Origin of the sequence: Ruegeria sp. A3M17 (assembly GCF_003318255.1) — a bacterium.
Taxonomy (GTDB): Bacteria; Pseudomonadota; Alphaproteobacteria; order Rhodobacterales; family Rhodobacteraceae; genus Ruegeria.
Genome location: NZ_QOCF01000023.1, coordinates 70,367 through 90,272, shown reverse-complemented (window position 1 = coordinate 90,272; position 19,906 = coordinate 70,367). Strand labels below are relative to the sequence as shown.

19 protein-coding genes are annotated in these 19,906 nt (G+C 56.3%); 5 read left to right on the top strand and 14 right to left on the bottom strand.

What is annotated here, in order from left to right:
- Positions 1-10: 10 nt before the first annotated feature.
- From DS906_RS12915 to DS906_RS12875, 9 genes are all read right to left on the bottom strand, one after another.
- The gene (locus tag DS906_RS12915; protein WP_113790560.1) at positions 11-1,000 is read right to left on the bottom strand and encodes a type II secretion system F family protein; all 990 of its coding nucleotides are present in this window, start codon (positions 998-1,000) and stop codon (positions 11-13) included.
- 10 nt (positions 1,001-1,010) lie between these two features.
- Complete coding sequence (locus DS906_RS12910) at positions 1,011-1,979, bottom strand: type II secretion system F family protein (RefSeq protein ID WP_113790559.1); 969 nt, start codon at positions 1,977-1,979, stop codon at positions 1,011-1,013.
- Positions 1,980-1,991: 12 nt separating this feature from the next.
- The gene (locus DS906_RS12905; RefSeq protein WP_113790558.1) at positions 1,992-3,443 is read right to left on the bottom strand and encodes a CpaF family protein; all 1,452 of its coding nucleotides are present in this window, start codon (positions 3,441-3,443) and stop codon (positions 1,992-1,994) included.
- A gap of 24 nt (positions 3,444-3,467) precedes the next feature.
- A complete protein-coding gene (locus DS906_RS12900) occupies positions 3,468-4,703 on the bottom strand; it encodes an AAA family ATPase (protein ID WP_113790557.1) in 1,236 nt (411 codons plus the stop codon).
- A gap of 199 nt (positions 4,704-4,902) precedes the next feature.
- Entirely contained in the window at positions 4,903-5,529 is a 627-nt protein-coding gene (locus DS906_RS12895) for an OmpA family protein (RefSeq protein ID WP_113790556.1), read from the bottom strand.
- 17 nt (positions 5,530-5,546) lie between these two features.
- Entirely contained in the window at positions 5,547-6,953 is a 1,407-nt protein-coding gene (locus tag DS906_RS12890; RefSeq protein WP_113790555.1) for a type II and III secretion system protein family protein, read from the bottom strand.
- Positions 6,954-7,143: 190 nt separating this feature from the next.
- On the bottom strand, positions 7,144-8,019 hold the full coding sequence (gene cpaB, locus DS906_RS12885) for a Flp pilus assembly protein CpaB (protein ID WP_113790554.1): 876 nt from the start codon (positions 8,017-8,019) through the stop codon (positions 7,144-7,146).
- 160 nt (positions 8,020-8,179) lie between these two features.
- On the bottom strand, positions 8,180-8,395 hold the full coding sequence (locus DS906_RS12880; protein ID WP_113790553.1) for a hypothetical protein: 216 nt from the start codon (positions 8,393-8,395) through the stop codon (positions 8,180-8,182).
- 122 nt (positions 8,396-8,517) lie between these two features.
- Positions 8,518-8,727 (bottom strand): Flp family type IVb pilin, encoded by a 210-nt coding sequence (locus DS906_RS12875; protein WP_113790552.1) that lies wholly within the window; start codon positions 8,725-8,727, stop codon positions 8,518-8,520.
- 352 nt (positions 8,728-9,079) lie between these two features.
- Between DS906_RS12875 and DS906_RS12870 the strand changes: the two genes are divergently transcribed.
- Complete coding sequence (locus tag DS906_RS12870; protein WP_113790551.1) at positions 9,080-9,940, top strand: lytic transglycosylase domain-containing protein; 861 nt, start codon at positions 9,080-9,082, stop codon at positions 9,938-9,940.
- 43 nt (positions 9,941-9,983) lie between these two features.
- Here the strand turns inward: DS906_RS12870 and DS906_RS12865 are convergent, their stop codons facing one another.
- The 5 genes from DS906_RS12865 to tldD all read right to left on the bottom strand — a co-directional run bounded on the left by DS906_RS12865 (position 9,984) and on the right by tldD (position 17,026).
- Complete coding sequence (locus tag DS906_RS12865) at positions 9,984-10,610, bottom strand: CoA transferase subunit B (RefSeq protein WP_058276937.1); 627 nt, start codon at positions 10,608-10,610, stop codon at positions 9,984-9,986.
- Positions 10,610-11,314, bottom strand: a complete 705-nt coding sequence (locus DS906_RS12860; RefSeq protein ID WP_113790575.1) for a CoA transferase subunit A — start codon at positions 11,312-11,314, stop codon at positions 10,610-10,612. The genes DS906_RS12865 and DS906_RS12860 overlap by 1 nt, the downstream gene beginning before the upstream one ends.
- Before the next feature lie 102 nt (positions 11,315-11,416).
- Entirely contained in the window at positions 11,417-14,056 is a 2,640-nt protein-coding gene (gene topA / locus DS906_RS12855) for a type I DNA topoisomerase (RefSeq protein WP_113790550.1), read from the bottom strand.
- Positions 14,057-14,230: 174 nt separating this feature from the next.
- A complete protein-coding gene (gene dprA / locus DS906_RS12850) occupies positions 14,231-15,364 on the bottom strand; it encodes a DNA-processing protein DprA (RefSeq protein ID WP_113790549.1) in 1,134 nt (377 codons plus the stop codon).
- Between the two features lie 240 nt (positions 15,365-15,604).
- Positions 15,605-17,026, bottom strand: a complete 1,422-nt coding sequence (gene tldD, locus DS906_RS12845) for a metalloprotease TldD (RefSeq protein WP_113790548.1) — start codon at positions 17,024-17,026, stop codon at positions 15,605-15,607.
- Positions 17,027-17,202: 176 nt separating this feature from the next.
- Between tldD and coxB the strand changes: the two genes are divergently transcribed.
- The 4 genes from coxB to DS906_RS12830 all read left to right on the top strand — a co-directional run bounded on the left by coxB (position 17,203) and on the right by DS906_RS12830 (position 19,889).
- Positions 17,203-18,114: a cytochrome c oxidase subunit II gene (gene coxB, locus DS906_RS12840; RefSeq protein ID WP_113790547.1), complete on the top strand. Its 912-nt coding sequence runs from the start codon at positions 17,203-17,205 to the stop codon at positions 18,112-18,114.
- Positions 18,115-18,199: 85 nt separating this feature from the next.
- Positions 18,200-19,156 carry a heme o synthase gene (cyoE, locus tag DS906_RS12835; protein WP_113790546.1) on the top strand — a complete coding sequence of 319 codons (957 nt, stop codon included), beginning with the start codon at positions 18,200-18,202 and terminating at the stop codon, positions 19,154-19,156.
- Positions 19,153-19,314, top strand: a complete 162-nt coding sequence (locus DS906_RS22305) for a hypothetical protein (RefSeq protein WP_199528566.1) — start codon at positions 19,153-19,155, stop codon at positions 19,312-19,314. Before cyoE ends, DS906_RS22305 begins: the two co-directional genes overlap by 4 nt.
- Complete coding sequence (locus DS906_RS12830; RefSeq protein ID WP_113790545.1) at positions 19,314-19,889, top strand: cytochrome c oxidase assembly protein; 576 nt, start codon at positions 19,314-19,316, stop codon at positions 19,887-19,889. Before DS906_RS22305 ends, DS906_RS12830 begins: the two co-directional genes overlap by 1 nt.
- Positions 19,890-19,906 lie beyond the last annotated feature (17 nt).

Sequence of the window (19,906 nt, the reverse complement as noted above, 5' to 3'; positions counted from 1 at the left end):
CATCGGGACGTTATCCACCGGATCCACTGTTTGCAAAGTCCGAAATGCCTTTTGCCGAGGGGCCGACCAGAATAACCAGCAACGGCGGCACAGTCAGGATCATTGTGGCAAGTGTCATTTTGGTTGGCAACTTGTTCGCGGCCTCTTCGGCGCGCATTACCCTCTTGTCACGCATTTCACCGGCATAAACTCTCAGGGCTTCGGCGATTGACGTACCAAACGTGGCCGACTGGATCATGACAGTCACGAACGAGCTGACGTCTTGAACGCCGCAACGTGTGCCAAAGTCTCTGAGAACGCTGTCCCTGTCTTTACCGGCCTTCAGTTCGTGTGCGACAACCTCGAATTCCGAGGCGATATCCGGGTAAGAAACCTTCATCTCAGCCGCGACCCGAACAATCGCCTGATCCAGCGACTGACCCGCTTCGACGCAGACCAGCATAAGGTCCAGAGTGTCGGGGAAACCTGCAACGATAGCTTCCTGCCGTTCGGCAACGCGCCGTGTTACCCAATAGCGTGGGAGGAAGTAGAACGCACATGCCGGGATCAAGACGCGCATGGCCATCTGGGCCGGGGTGAATTCCTGATCGCCGGCAAAAACCGTGACCAACAGAACGCCAATCGAAATGCCGACCAATCCAAGCGCAAATTGAGCAAAGTGGAAAAACCGGACCGAGTCCTTGGACTGATACCCCGCTTGGCGCAATTTGAGCTCCATCGCGGACAGTTCTTCCTTGTTCTGTGGTTCCAGGAAGTTCGCGAATTTTTGAAGTTGCTCGTTGCGGCTGGATTGTCGCAGTTTGTCCTGTTTGCCCCTTTTGCTTTCCTTGGGGGCCGCATTCGAACGCTGAAGTTTCTTGAGGGGGTCCTCTGGTTGGTTCAGCATCAGTGGCACGGCCACAAGGATCATGAAGAATCCCAAAATCCCGACCACGATCAGTGGCCCGAACGGCCCCAAATGCTCAGTCAGGACTTCATTGATTTGGGTCAGAAATTCCATACTCGAGCCCTCAGACTTTGATATTCGTAAGAATGCGCATGACGATCAAGTTCAATGTCAGCATGATGCCCACAAAGAAACACATCGGAATAAACCACGGGTGGTCAAGAACTTCGTCGTAATAGTTCGGAGATTTCACCAAAATGAACAACAGGCAGGCTAGCGGGAAGCCAGACAGGAACTTGCCGGACCATTTGGCCTCGGCCGTGATCGCATTGACACGGCGGAACAGGCGGAACCGCGCTCGGATAACCTGGGCCAATCCCGCCAAAATCTCGGCGAGGTTACCACCAGCCTGTTGCTGAATTCCGACCGCAACGGACAAAAAGCGCAGATCCTGCATCCCAAGTCGTTCGGCCAGGTCCTTAAGGGCTTCACCCACGTCACGACCATAGGCGCATTCATCTGCGATGATACCAAACTCCGTCCCAAGCGGATCCTGCACTTCACTGGCAACAATTTGAATTGTCGAAACGAATGGGTTGCCGACACGAAGGGACCGAACCATCAGTTCAACTGCGTCAGGCAGTTGCTCTTCCATCAAGCCCATGCGTTTTTTGGCCTTGTTGTTAACCCAAGCATAAACGCCGCCCACGCCAATCGCGATCGAAAGCGCAATCCGCAAAACGATCTCCGTTCCTGTGCCGATACTCAACCCGACATAGGCAAAGCCAGAAACCAACATCATGATCATGATTAATTGGCGCGGTGAAAAGGCGATGGCTGCTTTTTGGGCCTTATCAGCCAACAGCGAATAGAGCGGGATGCTCTGGGTTTTCATATGCTGCTGCATTTCCTTGCGCAGCTGTTCCAGAACCTGTTCGCGCCCGACGCCTTTCTCAAGCATATCCAGACGTCGGTTCACCCGGCTGTTCAGGCTGATGGACTTGCCAAATGCCACAAGATAGATGCCCTCGACCAGGAGAAGTACTCCGACGAAGATCACAACATAGATAAGGGCCTCTACGGGCAGTTGCATTTCCGGATCTCCTTAGATGGCCGTAGGTTCGTAGATGGATGGAGGCAGATCAAAGCCCCACAGACGGAAGCGTTCGGAATAGTGGCTGCGAACACCGGTCGCGGTGAAATGGCCAATGATCTTGTTGTCCGGTGTCAGACCAACGCGTTGGAACTTGAAAATCTCCTGCATCGAAATCACATCACCTTCCATCCCCGTAATCTCGGTGATCGAGGTCATCCGACGCGAGCCATCCTGCAAGCGGCTGGCCTGAACGATCAGGTTCACAGCTGATGAGATTTGGCTGCGGACCGCTTTGAGGGGCATCTCGATTCCGGCCATTGCGATCATGTTTTCGAGGCGCGAAATCCCGTCACGGGCCGAGTTGGCGTGGATCGTGGTCATCGAACCGTCGTGGCCGGTGTTCATGGCCTGCAGCATGTCGATCACCTCGGCACCACGCGTCTCGCCCACGATAATGCGGTCAGGGCGCATACGAAGGGCGTTTTTCAGACAGTCGCGTGGGCTGACTTCGCCTTTGCCTTCCACGTTAGGAGGGCGGCTTTCCATCCGACCCACATGGGTCTGTTGCAGCTGAAGTTCCGCCGTATCCTCGATGGTCAGGATGCGTTCGGCGTCATCAATAAAGCTGGACAAGGCATTCAGCGTTGTCGTCTTACCCGAGCCTGTACCGCCCGAGACGATGATATTCAGACGCGTAGAAACAGCTGCCTGCAAATAGGCGGCCATTTCCTCTGTAAAGGCACCGAAATTGACCAGATCATCAATGGCCAGCTTGTCTTTTTTGAACTTACGAATGGAAACCAGAGACCCGTCTACGGCGATAGGCGGCACCATTGCGTTGAAACGCGAACCGTCAGCCAGACGCGCGTCAACATAAGGGTTGGATTCATCAACACGACGACCCACGGCGGATACGATCTTGTCGATGATCCGCATCAGGTGTTTTTCGTCCTTGAATGTGATGTCGCTGATTTCAAGCTTGCCGTGCCGCTCGACAAAAATCTGCTGAGGGCCGTTTACCAAGATATCGTTGACGCTATCGTCTTGAAGCAGCGTCTCAAGCGGACCCAGTCCGGTAACCTCGTCATACAGTTCTTTGGTAAGCTGTGACCGGTCTTCACGATTCAGAACGATGTCACGGGATTCGAGGATTTCACTCGAAATCGCACTGATTTCCGCCCGAAGTTCGGATTCTCCTGCCTTTTCAAGTGCCGCAAGGTTCAGGTTTTCCAACAGCTCCCGGTGCATCTCGATCTTGATTTCGCTCAATCGCTCTTTGCGCTTGCGATCCCGGTCCGAGGCTACCGGTTCGGCGGCCTTCTTTTGAATTGGGCGGCGAGCGACGGCGTTGGCAGAGGCGGTGGTCGCTTTTTTAGGAGCAGGCGTTTGCGCCGCAGCCTGAGGCGCCGGAGCAGATTCGACCGGCTGCGCTGCTGGCTGCTTCTTATATCTTGAAAACACGGCGACTACCCCTCTGAAATACTGTTACGCGGCTTCAGCGCTGCTGCTGCCCAAGCTGTGAAGTGATTTTGCAAGTTTAGCTATTTCCCGTCGCAGCGGGTTCTTGGCGGCGGATTTGGCCAGCGGCAATCCGTGATCACCGCTTTGCATGACTGGTTTGCCACCATCCGGCAATTGCAGATCAATTGAAATGCCCAGGCTTTCGCCCATGCGCTTGACCCGGCCTTTGCCATTCAGGTCAGTGAATTTAGGGGCTCGGTTCAGAGCGAACCGGAGCTTGTTGAACGGCAGCTCCTCGGCTTGGAGGGCGCGCTTCAACCGCAGCGCGTTCTGAGCGGATCGCATATCCAGTTCGATCATTGCAAAGTAAACATGCGCAGCCTGAAGAACCGTTTCTGACCAATGAACAAGGGTCGTCGGCATGTCGACAACCACGTAGTCGAATCTTCTGCGGGCTATTTCGATGACGCGTTCGATGTCTTCAGGGGTGATCAGGTCCAAGGGAACCATGTCGGACGGTGCAGTCAGGACCTCAAGCTTTTCCTCATAGGTTTGAAGGGCCTGCGAGAAAACATCGTCATCCATCAATGTGGTATCCGACAGCATTTCAAACACGGTTTCGCGTCGAGGAAGGTCCAGATACGTCGACACGCTACCATACTGCAGATCCAGGTCGATGACGCACACGGAAGGTGCCTCTTTGTCTGATGCAGTTGCTAACTCCCAGGCGAGGTTGACCGCCATAGTCGTTGATCCCACGCCGCCTGCCAGCCCATGGACCACAAACAGCGCGCCTTCTTTCGAATCACCGTGAGCGGCTGGAGCCGTTGCAACTGCAGTCGCTGCTACCGGATCAGGTTTGTTCATCCGCTCGATGGCTTCCTGCAGTTCTCCTTCGGGAAGAGGGTAGGGGACAAACTCGTCCGCGCCCTTGCGAAGCAGCTGGTGCAGAGACGCGGGTGTGACGTCTTCGGCGATCAGAACGATCTTGATCTTTTTTTCCTTGGCCTGCGAGATGATCTCGCCCATCAGGGAAAGGTTGTCTTCATCTTCTCCGTCAATAGCAAGCGCAACGAATTCAAGGCTTTCCGCCTCTGGCTGGCTGAAAAAGGCCAGGGCCTCAGCAAAGCCAAGGTCGCCCCAACGTTCGCCCAAAATGGTCTCCATGTCCTCGATCAGAAGATCAAAGTTTTGGACGTCACGGCTGATCGTGCAAGCCAGAATAGCAGTTCCGTCATCATGCGTTTTGGCGCTTGTCATTCACACAATCCTTGTCGTCTGGGCCAGCTCGCTGCCCGAACATGTCTGTTTCGGTTCAGTTCGCTGTTGCCCGGTCGCGGCCAATTCGGGCCGCACTTCACCTAATTGTTGAAAGGATGGCTTGGAACTTAGGCAAGAATTTGGCGCAAAAGAACCAATTGTAGGGAAATGGGCGACGATGTCGCCCATTTCTTATGGATTATTCATCGTCGCTGCCGCCAGCGTCGTCACGCTGGATGTAGCTTTCTCTTGTCGCGCTGTCGACGTATTCGCGGTACACGATTTCGGCGTATTTGCCATCCAGTACCAGCGGGTTGCGATCCAAGAAGCCTGACACTTCCGTCACTGTACGCCTGTTGCGGCGATCTCGGTTCGGAGTGTCGATCAGAGGTCGTGTTTTCCCAAAGGAAACAACGGCTTCCAAGCGTGATCGCGAGATCCCCTGCTGCGTCAGGAATGCAACGGCGGCGTTTGCACGGCGCTGCCCAAGCGACTGGTTATAGGCAGTCGAGCCGACGGCGTCGGTATGGCCATAAACGCGGAACCTCACTTCGGGGAACTGCTTGATCCATGCCGCTTGCCGCAACAAGACGCGTTGCGCCTGAGCGTCCAGCTGAGAACTGTTAAACGCAAAATTGATCTGCGTTGGCACTTCTGCGGCAAACCGCTGGCCCAGGATTTGTGCGTATGTCAGTTCACCGTTCATGACCTGAACGTTGTTTAGGGTTGCGTTGCCAAAGGCGCCTTGGTCAGCTTCGTACCCCGCTTCACGTGTACACGCGGCAACGGCGACCGACAGACCCAGTGTTATGATCCACTTTTGCATTGGTCCTATCCTCTCAATCATTCCAGGATGTAGCCGTATGAGCTGCCAAAGTCTTGCTTGGCGACTTCAGACGCAGCACCCGAACCAACGCGTGTCGTTCGCGCCGTTTTTCCGTTCAAGAACAGGTCAAACTCGCTAGGCGGTTTGACGCGGTCTGTCGGCAGGGCTAGGGCTTCACCACGGGTGGGTGATACCAGATGGGCCGTGACGATGATAACCAGTTCAGATTGCTGACGCTGGTATTCCGCGCTGCGGAACAAAGCACCCAGTACAGGAATGTCGCCGACCCATGGGATTTGGCTGTTCAGGTCCGCGAAGTTGTCCTGAATCAACCCTGCAATCGCAAAGCTCTCTCCGTCTCGCAATTCAACTGTCGTCTTTGTTTGACGCGAGATAAAGGTAGGCACGTTGTTGCCTGCAATTGAGAAGTTGGAGTTCGGGTCAATAGTTGAGACCGATGTTCCTAACTCAAGGTTAATCAGATCACCATCCACCACGCGAGGGGTAAAGAGAACCTGCACACCGAAGTTCCGATATTCGATTGCAATGTTGCCGTCGTCCGCAGGAACAGGAATCGGGACTTGGCCACCCGCCAGGAATTCAGCTTCCTGACCCGACAGGGCTGACAGGTTGGGCTCCGCAAGAGTTCGGGCAAGCCCTTTAGTTTCAAGCGCTTCCAACAGCAACCGTACCTGTGTCGAGCCAGCACCAAAGCCGAAAAGGATAGCGCCCGTATTCGTCTGTTGGAAGGGAATGTTGTTGTTCAATGCATTGGCCAAAGCGCCTGCGCTGTTCAGGGTGTTGAAGCCGCCCGTAACGTCACCGCCGCCAAAGCCCAACGATGCAGTCAGACTTTTCGCAACCGACCGATTCATTTCGGCAAAGCGAACTTTCAGCATAACCTGTTGAACGCCGCCAACAGACATCAGGTTCGAGACGCGCTCGGGCGCGTAACGTTCTGCAAGCTCTAGAGCACGGGCCAATTTGGCCGAGCTGGAAATCGTGCCAGAAAGAACGATGCCGTCGTTGGCAGTACGCACTTCAATTGGCTCGCTAGGCAGAATTTGCCGTAGCCTTTCTTTGAATTCAGACACATCCGGCGATACACGGACCCGAACATTGGCCAGCAGATTACCTGCACCGTCGAACAAAGTCAGCGTGGTCAGGCCAGGTGCCTTACCCAATACATAGATGGTACGATCAGAAAGCGACGAAATGTCAGCGATGCCTGCGTTGGCGATGCTGAGTTCCGCAAATGGTGTTTCGCTTTCAACGACAATTGCGCGGTTCATCGGAACGTCCAGCGTTTCCGCCGTACCGTTCTTAACCACGCGAAGTGTTTCAGCCTGGACAGCTGTGCTGGCCGAACTGACAACTAACGCCAACCCCAGAAGGGTTGCGCTGATACAAGATATTATTTTCATGTGACCTGCCTCTCCGATCACGCCTCGTTTTAGGTCTAACGCCTATGTGAGATAACACTGCGCGAATTGCGAATTTATTGCAATAATCAATGGTTTCTGGAATTTTCCTTATGTGGATAATGCGCAACATACGAAACGATACAAGCCGCGCTGAAGGCGCGGCTTGTGGCTTTAACGTGTTGATTTTACGCTAGTTTGTGCAGGGCGTTGTTATTCCGGTATCGACGATCTCGCCGCCGCGGCGCGCTTTGACCGTACAAACCTTTTCTTGGACTGTGATAGGGGCAGGCGCCGCTTCCTCGATTCCCAGCAGTTTTCTTTGGTCCACTTCAATCGCGGTTGCAATGGTCTCATCTTGAGCACCGACCAAGGCCAGTGACAACCGCCCGGTGTTCTGTGCTTGCGCGAGAGCGGCGACCTGTTCCGGGGTAATAGCCACAGTGACCGTCCTGGCGATCGTCGTGCCGGTCACGTCCGATCCTGCGCTCTGATCGATTGCGATCAGCTCGATGTTGGTCTGGATAAGACGCGTGATCTCTCCTTCGCCGCCCGCATCCCTCAGAGATCCGGTCCAGTATACGTCAACGTTGTCGCCGGGTCGCAAAAAGCCAGACACACCTGATGCTACATCCACGCTGATTGCAAAGGCTCGCATGCCTTTCTTTAGGCGCGAGGTAATGCCAGCTGATTCGCCAGGCTGGGTAACTTTGACTTCCAAAAGGGCTTCGTCTTTTTCGATTGTACGAAGGATAAACCGATCGCCTCTCCCATCCTTGGGAAACAAAACGGCCATGTCCGAAAAAGTCCCTTCGGGAATGGCGTCCTCAGGCCATTGCACGGTGCGAACATCATCCTGTGTAAGACGTTCCCCGTACTTCATGGCTCGGTTAATGACCATGACGTCCACTGTCGGAATTGTCTTTACATTCGCGAGAGCGTTTTGAGTGGCCAGCCTCTCCCGCTCTAGCTCCGCTTGCGTTTGACTGATGTAGTCTTTTGCCAAGTACACCGCACCACCGGCCAGAGCGACCCCAATAATCAGAACAAGTCCAAATACCGCACGCATTTGTGTCCCCTCACACTTCTTTTTTAGTTAGATGTCGAACAGAATACGACACCATTTGACCTCTGTCTAAACGTGAATTGTGTCGAAAAGGGGGACAATGTGGGGTTTTCTTATTGCCCGTTCGTCACGGTACGAACCAAAAATCTGATCAATACAGCCTTTATTCGCCAAAGCTCACGGTGACTTCCATGGTTTCAACTTGATCTGCTACAGTTAACATCGCAGCACCGTTCTTTGTGTCAATGTCTCTAACTGGGCCTGCGATGAATAAGGCCACAACGCCAGCCATAAATGCAACAAAGGCCGTCAACACCACCCAATCAATAGTCACAGCCCCGTCTTCACATTTGCAGAAATTTGAGATTGTTCTAAACATGGGAGCACCACGGCAAGTGTTAGAAAAATTAAGGGGCCAAGTTTGCAACTCAGCCCCTTTTAATCTCGTCAAGACGATCAGACGATTACTGCGCCACTGTCGTCTTTGACGTCGCTTACGCTTTATTCCGGGTTGACTTGGACGTCAGACACAACGCTAGTTGCAGTGGTGGTCAGCGCGGAGCCAATGTTGTCCGCAACGGCTTTGGTGCCGTTGCCGATCTGAGTGTATGCAACTGCGGCCAGGCCAACAACGGCTGCGGTCAGAACGACCCAGTCTACTGTTACGGCGCCGTCTTCGTCTTTGCGGAAATTCTTGATGAACTTGATCATGTTACGTCCCTCCTAAAGGATCAAAAAAGTCTATTAAACCTCGGCGTCTTTCAGAGCTTTCTCTCTCAGTCCGCTCCCGATCGTCTCGGTATGGCACTATGATTGACCGCTGTGCATGGCAGGAATTGGGCCAAACCCTATTTTTTTTTGGTGAAGTTTAACTTTTTGGTAGTTCTTTTAGTAAGTGATTGTAAGAAAACAATAAAAAAACAAACTTGGCAGAGATTGTCTGGTAGCCCCGATGCAAATTTGCGGCAAATGAGGCGAAATTGCCCCATTTCGCATTGTTTTTCTGGCCTTGCGGGCAGATTCGAGGTTCAACTCAACCAAAAGAAAAACATGAGGCAGGCAAATGAATCTCCGGCTCGCAATGACTTGCGCCGGTTTGGCGGCGTTGATGCTGTCTGGCCCTGTGCCAGTCGTGGCAAACGAGGTTGAGCCAAGAGGCGTCTACAAAAGGGTCAAGGCCCCTAAGCCCGGCACACGACCGCGCGTCACGGTCCAGATCACGCCCGATGAGCATGCGAAGACCCCGTCTGCCCCTAGTACAGGCGTAGATTTAGTCGAACCTGAAATCATTGCGCGCACGCGTGTCGTACCGCCAACTCTTCCCGGTGCGGGCAAAAAACCAGTTGGCTCGTACAAGGCTTTCTGGGAGAGAGTGTCGCCGTCCTTGGCCGAGGCCGGGTCCGGACGACTGCACGATGCCATGAATGCGCTGGCTGCGATCAATGTCGCGGCACCCCGTTTACAGACCCTGCAAAACATCGCCCAAAAACGCCGTGTGGATATTCTGCGCTCGACCGTTGGAACAAATGTCTCACCGGCATTGGTTCTGGCGGTCATTTCCGTTGAGTCCGCTGGGCGCACCGACGCTGTAAGCTCGGCCGGGGCACAGGGGTTGATGCAATTGATGCCTGCAACCGCCAAACGGTTTGGGGTTCAGGACAGTACGCAGCCGTCGCAAAACATCGCGGGCGGTGTGAAGTACCTGAACTGGCTGATGGAAGAATTCGGTAACGACCCGATCCTCGTCCTTGCGGGGTATAACGCCGGGGAAGGGGCCGTACGTAAGCACGAGGGCGTCCCGCCTTACGCAGAGACCCGTGATTACGTGCCCAAGGTTCTTGCAGCGTTTCAGGTGGCGCGGGCGTTGTGTTCGACACCGCCCCAGCTGATTACGGATGGGTGTGTATTCCAATCGCTGAACTGAAAACGGCCCACCTGAATTTGGTGGGCCTTTTCATTGGTGTGAATCAGTTGACGATGTTGGCCTCGGTCGCGGCGCGGATTTCGTCCTCGGTCACGCCTTCAGCGATCTCGATGATCTTCAAGCCACCATCAACCACGTCCAGAACGCCAAGGTTGGTGATAATGCGGTTCACCACCTTCTTGCCGGTCAGGGGCAGGGTGCACTTCTTCAGCAGCTTGGATTTGCCGTGCTTGTTGGTGTGGTCCATCACGACGATCACGCGACGAACACCTGCAACCAGGTCCATCGCGCCGCCCATGCCCTTCACCAGCACGCCCGGAATCATCCAGTTGGCCAGATCGCCTTCTTCATCGACCTCCATCGCGCCCAGAACGGCGGCCGCAATCTTGCCGCCGCGGATCATGGCAAACGATGTGGCACTGTCGAAATAGGCGGTGCGGGACAGCTCCGTGATCGTCTGCTTGCCAGCGTTGATCAGATCCGGGTCTTCTTCGCCCTCAAAGGGGAAGGGGCCCATGCCAAGCATTCCGTTCTCGGATTGCAGGGTGATGTCCTTGTCGCCCACATAGTTTGCCACCAGCGTCGGAATACCGATGCCGAGGTTTACATACATGCCGTCTTCCAGCTCTTGCGCCGCACGTGCGGCCATCTGATTGCGATCCCAGGGCATTATGCTTCCTCCTTCTTACGGGTGGTGCGTTGTTCGATGCGCTTTTCATGCTGACCCTGAATGATGCGATGCACATAAATGCCGGGCAGGTGGATCATATCGGGGTCCAGCGAGCCACGTGGCACGATTTCCTCGACCTCGGCGATGCAGATCTTGCCACAGGTCGCTGCGGGCACGTTAAAGTTGCGCGCGGTCTTGCGAAAGATCAGGTTGCCGGTGTCATCGGCCTTCCAGGCTTTGACGATGGCCAGATCGGCAAAGATGCCTTCTTCCAAGATGTAAGTCTCGCCATTGAAGTCTTTGTGCTCTTTGCCGTCGGCGATCACGGTGCCTACACCGGTTTTGGTGTAGAAACCGGGGATTCCAGCGCCACCGGCGCGCATACGCTCGGCCAGGGTTCCTTGCGGATTGAATTCCAGCTCCAGCTCTTCGGCCAGATACTGGCGCATGAATTCGGCGTTTTCACCGACATAAGAGCTGATCATCTTTTTGACCTGCTTGGTCTGCAGCAGGATGCCGATGCCGAAATCGTCGACGCCGGCATTGTTCGAGGCAAACGTTAGATCTTGTGCGCCCGAGTTCTTGATCGCCTCAAGCAGCAGTTCGGGAATACCGCACAGGCCAAAACCGCCTGCCGCGATCATCATGCCGTCCGAAATCACTCCATCGAGTGCCTCAGTGGCATTGGCATAGACTTTCTTCATGGAAAACTCCCCCAATGACATGGTGATGGCGCAGGTTGTGCCGCCACGTCACGGGGAAGTCAATGAAACCAGGGGGTGGGTGGTATTTCTACCTAACTGCCCTCAGGTGGACGCCTTTTTAGTCGTTTTCTTGGCCGCAGCTTTCTTTTTAGGGGCGGCTTTTTTCTTGGTGCCCTTTTTGGCTGAGCGTTCGTTGACCAGTTCGATGGCCATTTCCTGTGTCACGTCCTCGGGCTTGATATCTTTGGGAATAGTCGCGTTGACCTTTTCCCATTTCACGTATGGCCCATAACGCCCATCCAGAACCTGCATCGCGCCGCCATCGGGGTGCTCGCCCAATTCCTTCAACGCTTTGGCCGCTGCGCGACGGCCCCGCCCGGGGTTGGCGCGCTTTTCGGCCAGCAACTCGACCGCGCGGTTCATGCCGATCTCGAACACATCGTTGGGGTCTTTAAGGTTGGCGTAGACCGGCTTGGCCTCATCCGCCAACTGATGCATCAGATAGGGACCAAACCGCCCGAAGTTCGAGCTGATCATACCGCCTTCGGGGTGTTCGCCAATCTGGCGGGGCAGGGACAACAGCGTCAGCGCCTTGTCCAGATCCATGTCATCTTTGCTCCAACCACGCGGCAGTGAGGCGCGCGGTGGTTTCTTGTTCTCGGGTGTCGGTTCGCCGCGCTGAACATAGGGGCCAAAGCGGCCAGATTTCAGCCAAATATCATCCCCTGCATCATCGCCCAGCAGACGTTCCTCGCCTTCGGCACCTTCGCCGGCGATGGGGCGGGTATAGGTGCATTCAGGATAGTTTCCACACCCAACGAACCCGCCGGTGCGCGACGTTTTCAGATGCAACTGACCCATTCCACATTTCGGACAGACACGCGGGTCCGAGCCGTCTTCACGCGGCGGATAAAGTTGCGGCGCCAGGGCTTCATCGAGTTTGTCCAGAACCTCGGAGATCCGCAACTCGGACGTCTCGCCGATAGCAGCCGAGAAATCGCGCCAGAACTTGCTCAGCAACTCCTTGTAGTCACGCCCACCGGCGCTGACGTCGTCCAATTGTTCTTCCAGATTGGCAGTGAACTCATACCCCACGTACTGGCGGAAGAAGTTCAGCAGGAAGATCGTAACGATCCGGCCTTTTTCCTCAGGGATCAGCCGGTTCTTGTCTTTGCGCACATATTCCCGGTCCTGAATCGTTGTGACGATCGAGGCATAGGTCGACGGTCGCCCGATCCCCAGCTCTTCCATCCGCTTGACCAGCGTAGCCTCGGTGTAGCGCGGCGGCGGTTGAGTGTGGTGCTGCAGGGCCAGTACAGATTCGTTCTCGGACAGAATAGCCTCTTTCGCTGCCTTTTCAGTGCCCTCGCTGGTCGCTTTGGTGAACTGATCGCGCAGGGATGTTTTGGCAAACCGAGCCGGATCGCCCTGCATGATTTGCGGCAGGCGCTTTTCATCATCATCGGCCACGTCGTCGCGACCTTCTTCATAAACGCGCATGAACCCGTCGAACAGAACTACCTGACCGGTGGCGCGCAGGCCGACCTGGCCGTCATCGCTGCCGATCTCGACCGTCGTGCGCTCCAGCCGGGCCGCAGCCATCTGGCAGGCAATGGTACGTTTCCAGATCAGGTCATACAGCTTGCGCTGATCCTCATCCGTGACCTTCAGGGCCTTGGTATCGCGGGACATATCCGTCGGGCGGATACATTCGTGCGCTTCCTGGGCGTTCTTGGCCTTGTTTTTATAGATACGCGGGCTGTCCGGCACGTATTCTGCACCGTAACGGTCCGCGATGGTATCGCGGGTGGCCGCCACGGCCTCGGGCGCCATGTCGATGCCATCGGTCCGCATATATGTGATGTAGCCCGCCTCGTAGAGGCGTTGCGCCACTTGCATCGCGTGGCGCGCACCCATTCCGAACTTGCGGCTGGCCTCTTGTTGCAGGGTCGAGGTCATGAAGGGCGCGCTGGGGTTACGCGCAGCGGGTTTGGCTTCGACCGAAGTAACGCTTAGCGCGCGGCTGGTGATGGCTTGCACCGCCAGTTCGGCTTGCGTGGCGTTGGCCAGATCATGTTTGTCCAGTTTCTTGCCGGCCAGCGTGACCAATCGCGCCTCGTAAGTCTGGCCGCGCGGTGTTTCGAACACTGCCTTCACAGACCAGTATTCAACTGGCTTGAACGCCTCGATCTCCATCTCGCGCTCGACGATTAGGCGCAGACAGACTGACTGAACGCGACCGGCAGACTTGGCGCCGGGCAGTTTGCGCCACAGAACCGGCGACAAGTTGAATCCCACTAAGTAGTCCAGCGCTCGGCGGGCCAGATAGGCCTCGACCAACGGCATGTCGACCTGGCGCGGGTTCTGCATCGCCTCGGTTACGGCATCCTTGGTGATCGCGTTGAAGGTCACGCGGCTGACAGGCGTGTCTTTCTTGATCGAGCGGCGCTTGGTCAGGGCTTCTTGCAGGTGCCAGCTGATGGCCTCACCCTCACGATCAGGGTCAGTCGCGAGAATCAGAGCGTTGTCTTCTTTCAGCGCATCGGCGATGGCTTTGACATGTTTGCGGCTGTCGTTGCCGACCTCCCATTTCATCTCAAATTCATGCTCGGTATCGACGGATCCATCCTTGGGCGGCAAGTCCCGGACATGGCCATACGAGGCCAGCACCGTGTAGTCGGGGCCAAGATATTTGTTGATTGTTTTGGCCTTGGCAGGGGATTCTACAACAACTACAGGCATTTAAGGGAAAACCTCGCTCGACGGAATTGACGCCTTCTATGATCGTGCAAGATGTGGAGGGCAAGGGCGAATTGTCAATGCGTTCCTTTGAACACAGGAATTATGTGGTAATTTCAATCACGTAACCTGTACATAAAAAGGACTTGGGCAGAAGCCAGGCCTCAGCGATGAAGATTACGCTGACAGCGACAGAAGGCCGCCGGGCTGGCGCTGGATCTGTCCCTCGAGTTCCAGATCAATCAATGCGGGCCCGATTTCTCCGGCCGTTGCGGCAATGTCGCGGATCAACTGATCTTCGGCAATCGGAGAGGGCCCCAATCGCGACAGGATTTCACGATGTAGCGCGGCACCTGCGATCACCGGTTTGGCTACAACGTCTGGCACGGTGGGGCCCTCGACCTGACTGGTGGGTGCCCGTTTCGGTAGAGCCTCAATGACGTCTTCGGCGGCTCGCACCAATATCGCGCCGTCCCGGATCAGCATGTTGCACCCGGCAGCGCGTGCATCAAAGGGGTGCCCAGGTACGGCCAGAACCTCGCGCCCCTGATCCAAGGCGTCCCGCGCAGTAATCAGACTGCCGGATTTTGCGGCAGCTTCGACGACGACAACCGCCTGCGCCAGACCTGAGATAATCCTGTTTCTGCGCGGGAAGTGCCGGGCCTGCGGTGTGACGCCCATGGGCTGTTCGGAGACACGCAGCCCGGTTTGCCCAATCTTTTCCGCCAGCACTGTGTTTTCGGTGGGATAGACGACATCCACGCCGCCTGCCATTACAGCGACGGTGCCCGTTTCAATCGCGGCCATATGGGCCGCTGTATCAATGCCGCGTGCCAGGCCGGACACAACGACATAGCCTTGCTTGCCGAGATCCGTGGCAAGCCCCCGCGCCATCCGCGCCCCTAAGGACGAACAATTCCTCGCGCCGACCAGTGCAATCGACCGGCGCTGAAGCAGAGAGCTATCTCCAATCGCCCAAAGCAACGGTGGGGCGTCGGAAAGATCATGCAAGGCATCTGGATAATCGGCGGAGCCAAGGCACAAAAGGTGCGCGTTCGCGGCTTTTGCGGCCTTGAGTTCCGCCTCAATCACGCCGGGGGGGCAAACTTTGTACCCATCAATTCCGGCAGCGCGTGCCATTTCCGGCAGCGCGGCCAGCGCGTTCTGCGCCGAGCCGTGTTCCCGCAGCAACCGACGAAACGTCGCCGGACCAACCTTGCGAGAGCGCAACAGACGAAGCCAGGAAAACCGATCCTCTTCCGTGGTGGGTGGGAGTGTGGGGTGATAGGAAGAATGCTGCTCTTCGGTCATCCGATGCTCCGCCTGATTGCAGAACTGGTTTACGATTGCTGGGGTTAACAGCTTGTGAATCTCTTCAAATTATCCGGATAATTTTCGACGTTTATATTCGAGAGTTTTCCAGTGCATTGAAATATATGAAATAAAAAACACCACCCTCAGCGCGGCCGCCCATCAGGATGTTAAGGCGCAGGCGGTCAGAAAGCGCAGTGTTAACCCTGCGCTCTCGATTTCTCGCCAAGCGATTCCCGGTTATGCAGCCGATCCGCCGACCGTCAGGCCATCCATCAGGACCGTTGGCTGTCCCACGCCGACGGGCACCCACTGGCCGTCTTTGCCACAGGTTCCCATGCCCGGATCCAGCGCCATGTCGTTGCCCAACCCCCGAATGCGTTTAAGGGCGGATGGACCGTCGCCGATCAGGGTCGCGCCTTTGACGGGTGCCCCGATCTTACCGTTTTCCACGCGGTACGCCTCGGTGCACGAGAACACGAATTTGCCGTTGGTGATATCCACCTGACCGCCGCCGAAACCAACGGCCCAGATTCCGTCCTGGATGTCCGCAACCAAAGAGGCCGGATCAGCCTCACCACCCAGCATCACAGTGTTCGTCATCCGCGGCATGGGTTTGTGCGCATAGCTTTGCCGCCGCCCGTTTCCGGTGGGGGCCACGCCCATCAGGCGTGCGTTTTGGCGATCCTGCATATAGCCGGTCAGGACGCCATCTTCGATCAAGACAGTCCTGGAACTGGGTGTGCCTTCGTCATCCAAAGAGATCGAGCCGCGACGATCCGGGATTGTGCCGTCATCAACAACGGTCACGCCTTTGGATGCGATCTGCTGTCCCATCAAACCGGCAAAGGCCGAGCTTCCCTTGCGGTTAAAGTCACCCTCCAAACCGTGTCCGATTGCCTCGTGCAAGAGGATGCCTGGCCAACCGGGGCCAAGCGCGACCTCCATCACGCCGGCAGGGGCCGGGATCGCGTCGAGATTGACCAAGGCGATCCGCAACGCCTCGCGCGCTTTGTCCTGCCAATCCGACGGATCGATCAGGCCGTCTAGCCCGACGCGCCCGCCACCCCCGGCCGAGCCACTTTCGCGGCGACCGTTCTGTTCGACGATGACCGAGATATTGAGGCGGGTCATTGGCCGCACGTCTCGCATCAGTACGCCATCCGGGCGCAAAATCTCGACTTCTTGTACGGCTGCGGCGATTGTCGCGCTAACCTGCACGACGCGGGGATCCATGTCGCGGGCATAGGCGTCGATCTCGCGCAGTGTTTCGATCTTGACCGGGAAATCAGCGGATTCAATCGGGTCTTCGTCCGTATAAAGGCGGGTATTGGTAGCGCGCGGACCATCGGCCAGCGTGCCGCCGCCGTCGCCAACAGCCAGGCGCGCGGTCTCGGCTGCCCGCTTCAGCGCCGGAATTGAGACATCGGTGGAATGCGCATACCCGGCAACTTCGCCCTGCACCGCCCGCAGGCCAAACCCTTCGGATGCGTCATAAGATGCCGTCTTCAAGCGCCCGTCGTCAAAGACCAAAGACTCGGATTTTCGCCGCTCGACAAACAGCTCACCGTCTTCTGCCCCGGAAGTGGCGGATTGCAAAACCGCAAGCGCCTCGTCCTGCGGAATAGCGCTATCAAATGGGCGAAACGGGTCATTGGACATCTGTTGGGACCTTCCGAGTTTGATCCAGATCAAAAATAGCGTCTGTTTGACGCAAGCATTTTGCTTTATCTACCCGACGGAATATGGTTTTTAACGCGGCCAAAGACAACGGGAGAGGTGCGACTGATTCACACCTTTTCGCCAGAGAAGCAAAGATCAGACGATCAGGACAGAAAATGAAGAATGCTTTGATGCTTTCGGGGTTGATGACAGCCCTCTCCAGCCTTCCCGCAATGGCTCAGGAGCTTGAGATTATTGGTAAGCCGGTTGATGGCGGCCTTGGGTTCCAGCCCGCGGCCACCAGCCTGGCCTCGGGGATTCAGCGGCTGGATGATATGATTCTGGTGATCATCACCGCGATCTGCCTGTTTGTTGCGGGTCTGCTGATCTACTGCATCATTCGATACAATTCGCGTAACAACCCTGAACCGGCGCGATTCTCGCACTACACCCCGGTTGAGATCGCCTGGACCCTTGGCCCGATCCTGATTCTGGTCTTCATCGGTGCCTTCTCGCTGCCGGTTCTGTTCAATCAGCAGGAAATCCCCGAAGGCGACATCACCATCAAGGTCGTTGGGAACCAGTGGTATTGGACCTACGAATACGTTGATCACGATTTCGCCTTTGACAGCTATCTGCTGGGCCACCCGGCCACACTGGACGAAGGCGCACGCCCGGCCGATGCTGATGTGACCCCATTTGTTCTGAACGATGCGATGCGTGCCAAACTGGCGGATGCGGGCTACAGCGATGACGAATGGCTGCTGGCCACCGATACCGCCGTTGTCGTTCCGGTTGGTAAGGTCGTCGTCATGCAGGTTACCGCTTCGGACGTGATCCACTCGTGGACCATCCCGTCCTTCGGCGTGAAGCAGGACGGTGTTCCGGGTCGTCTGGCCGAACTGTGGTTCGAGGCCGAGAAAGAAGGCATCTATTTCGGTCAATGTTCCGAGCTGTGCGGCAAGGACCACGCTTACATGCCAATCACCGTCAAAGTGGTCAGCGAGGAAGCATATGAGCAGTGGCTGCAAGGCGCGCTGGAAGAATATGCAGGTCTACCCGCAACCTATCAGGTTGCATCGAAGTGATGACCCGCGCGGGCTGTAAAGCTCGCGCCAGGAGTAACGCAGGCTGCGCGTTTTTCGCGCAGCTTTCACCCCAGAAGGACCGGAAATGAGCGACGCAAGCATCAATGCCAGCACAGTGAGCGCCAAATCCCACGCGGATGAGGCCAGCTTTGGTGATTTCTTTGCCTTGCTGAAGCCGCGCGTGATGTCGCTGGTAGTGTTCACCGCTTTGGTCGGCCTTCTTGCGGCACCGGTCTCTGTTCATCCGTTCGTGGGCTTCTGCGCCATCCTGTTCATCGCCATTGGCGGCGGCGCATCCGGCGCTTTGAACATGTGGTGGGACGCCGATATCGACCGCGTGATGAAGCGGACCAAAGGCCGCCCGATCCCCTCTGGCAAGGTCCAGGAGGGTGAGGCGATGGCAATCGGGCTGGCCCTGTCGGGGCTGTCCGTTATTATGCTGGGTCTGGCAACCAACTGGTTTGCTGGTGCTTTCCTGGCCTTCACGATCTTTTTCTACGTTGTCGTCTATACGATGTGGCTGAAACGCTCGACGCCGCAAAACATCGTGATCGGCGGCGCGGCAGGGGCATTCCCGCCGGTCATCGGTTGGGTTGCCGCAACGGGGTCTATGTCCATCGAGCCGTGGTTGATGTTTGCCCTGACCTTCATGTGGACCCCACCGCATTTCTGGGCACTGGCTCTGTTCATGCGCTCGGATTACGACGATGCGGGCGTTCCGATGCTGACCGTCACACATGGTCGTCGCGCCACGCGCTGGCACATTCTGGTCTACACGGGTCTATTGGCCATGCTGGCTGTTGGAACCGCATTCTCGGGCGTTGGCGGTCCGATCTACCTGACCGTCGCTGTGGTGCTGAACGCGCTGTTCCTGCGCGGTGCCTGGCAGATTTCGCGCCGCAACGAGGATGATTCCGAGGCCGACAATTTCATGGTCGAACGCGCGTTCTTCAAGCTGTCGCTGCTGTATCTGTTCCTGCATTTCGGTGCTATCCTGGTCGAAGCACTGCTGAAACCCTATGGGTTGGGAGGTTGGTCATGAGCCTGCGTAAGAGCCACGAGCTGCACCAACGCCGGTTCAGTCGTAACCTAGGGGTCGGTCTGACGCTGGCTGCCTTTATCGTGATCATCTTCGGCCTGACGATCGTCAAGGTTTCGGGCACGGATTTCAGTCTGGCAACGCAAGAAGTTCAGTACTGATGGCGTTGACGGGTCCCCAGAAAACTGTTGCGCAAACCGTTGGCGTGGTTGTCCTCATGGGCAGCCTGGCCTGGGCATCTGTTCCGTTTTATGACTGGTTCTGCCGTGTCACCGGTTTTGGTGGAACCACTGGTGTGGCCGCGACTGCACCCGAAGACATTCTGGACCGCAAGGTTACCATCCGCTTTGACGCCTCGAAGGCGAAAGACATGGCATGGGAATTCAAGCCAGTCGCGCGCGAGATGGAAGTGCGCATTGGTGAAACCGGGCTGGCCTTTTACGAAGCCTACAACCCGACCGACCGCCCCATTGCCGGGCAGGCGTCCTACAACGTGACACCGTATTCGGCCGGTGGGTACTTTCAGAAAATCGCCTGTTTCTGCTTTGAAGAGCAGGTGCTGCAACCCGGTGAACGCGTTGAGATGCCGGTCACCTTTTTCGTCGACCCTGAAATGGTCGAGGATCTTGAAGCTAAGTATGTTCATACGATTACACTGTCGTATACATTCTACGAAATTGACCTGCCCGAGGGCGTTGCCGCCCTTGAGACGCAGGCTGATATAACAACGAACTAACGCCTGTAGGTGAGGGA

Excerpts from the sequence above, each read along its gene's own strand:
- DS906_RS12915 (WP_113790560.1), bottom strand. The coding sequence starts at position 1,000 with ATGGAATTTCTGACCCAAATCAATGAAGTCCTGACTGAGCATTTGGGG.
- DS906_RS12910 (WP_113790559.1), bottom strand. The coding sequence starts at position 1,979 with ATGCAACTGCCCGTAGAGGCCCTTATCTATGTTGTGATCTTCGTCGGA.
- DS906_RS12900 (WP_113790557.1), bottom strand. The coding sequence starts at position 4,703 with ATGACAAGCGCCAAAACGCATGATGACGGAACTGCTATTCTGGCTTGC.
- DS906_RS12895 (WP_113790556.1), bottom strand. The coding sequence starts at position 5,529 with ATGCAAAAGTGGATCATAACACTGGGTCTGTCGGTCGCCGTTGCCGCG.
- DS906_RS12890 (WP_113790555.1), bottom strand. The coding sequence starts at position 6,953 with ATGAAAATAATATCTTGTATCAGCGCAACCCTTCTGGGGTTGGCGTTA.
- cpaB (WP_113790554.1), bottom strand. The coding sequence starts at position 8,019 with ATGCGTGCGGTATTTGGACTTGTTCTGATTATTGGGGTCGCTCTGGCC.
- DS906_RS12880 (WP_113790553.1), bottom strand. The coding sequence starts at position 8,395 with ATGTTTAGAACAATCTCAAATTTCTGCAAATGTGAAGACGGGGCTGTG.
- DS906_RS12875 (WP_113790552.1), bottom strand. The coding sequence starts at position 8,727 with ATGATCAAGTTCATCAAGAATTTCCGCAAAGACGAAGACGGCGCCGTA.
- DS906_RS12870 (WP_113790551.1), top strand. The coding sequence starts at position 9,080 with ATGAATCTCCGGCTCGCAATGACTTGCGCCGGTTTGGCGGCGTTGATG.
- DS906_RS12865 (WP_058276937.1), bottom strand. The coding sequence starts at position 10,610 with ATGCCCTGGGATCGCAATCAGATGGCCGCACGTGCGGCGCAAGAGCTG.
- DS906_RS12860 (WP_113790575.1), bottom strand. The coding sequence starts at position 11,314 with ATGAAGAAAGTCTATGCCAATGCCACTGAGGCACTCGATGGAGTGATT.
- topA (WP_113790550.1), bottom strand. The coding sequence starts at position 14,056 with ATGCCTGTAGTTGTTGTAGAATCCCCTGCCAAGGCCAAAACAATCAAC.
- dprA (WP_113790549.1), bottom strand. The coding sequence starts at position 15,364 with ATGACCGAAGAGCAGCATTCTTCCTATCACCCCACACTCCCACCCACC.
- tldD (WP_113790548.1), bottom strand. The coding sequence starts at position 17,026 with ATGTCCAATGACCCGTTTCGCCCATTTGATAGCGCTATTCCGCAGGAC.
- coxB (WP_113790547.1), top strand. The coding sequence starts at position 17,203 with ATGAAGAATGCTTTGATGCTTTCGGGGTTGATGACAGCCCTCTCCAGC.
- cyoE (WP_113790546.1), top strand. The coding sequence starts at position 18,200 with ATGAGCGACGCAAGCATCAATGCCAGCACAGTGAGCGCCAAATCCCAC.
- DS906_RS22305 (WP_199528566.1), top strand. The coding sequence starts at position 19,153 with ATGAGCCTGCGTAAGAGCCACGAGCTGCACCAACGCCGGTTCAGTCGT.
- DS906_RS12830 (WP_113790545.1), top strand. The coding sequence starts at position 19,314 with ATGGCGTTGACGGGTCCCCAGAAAACTGTTGCGCAAACCGTTGGCGTG.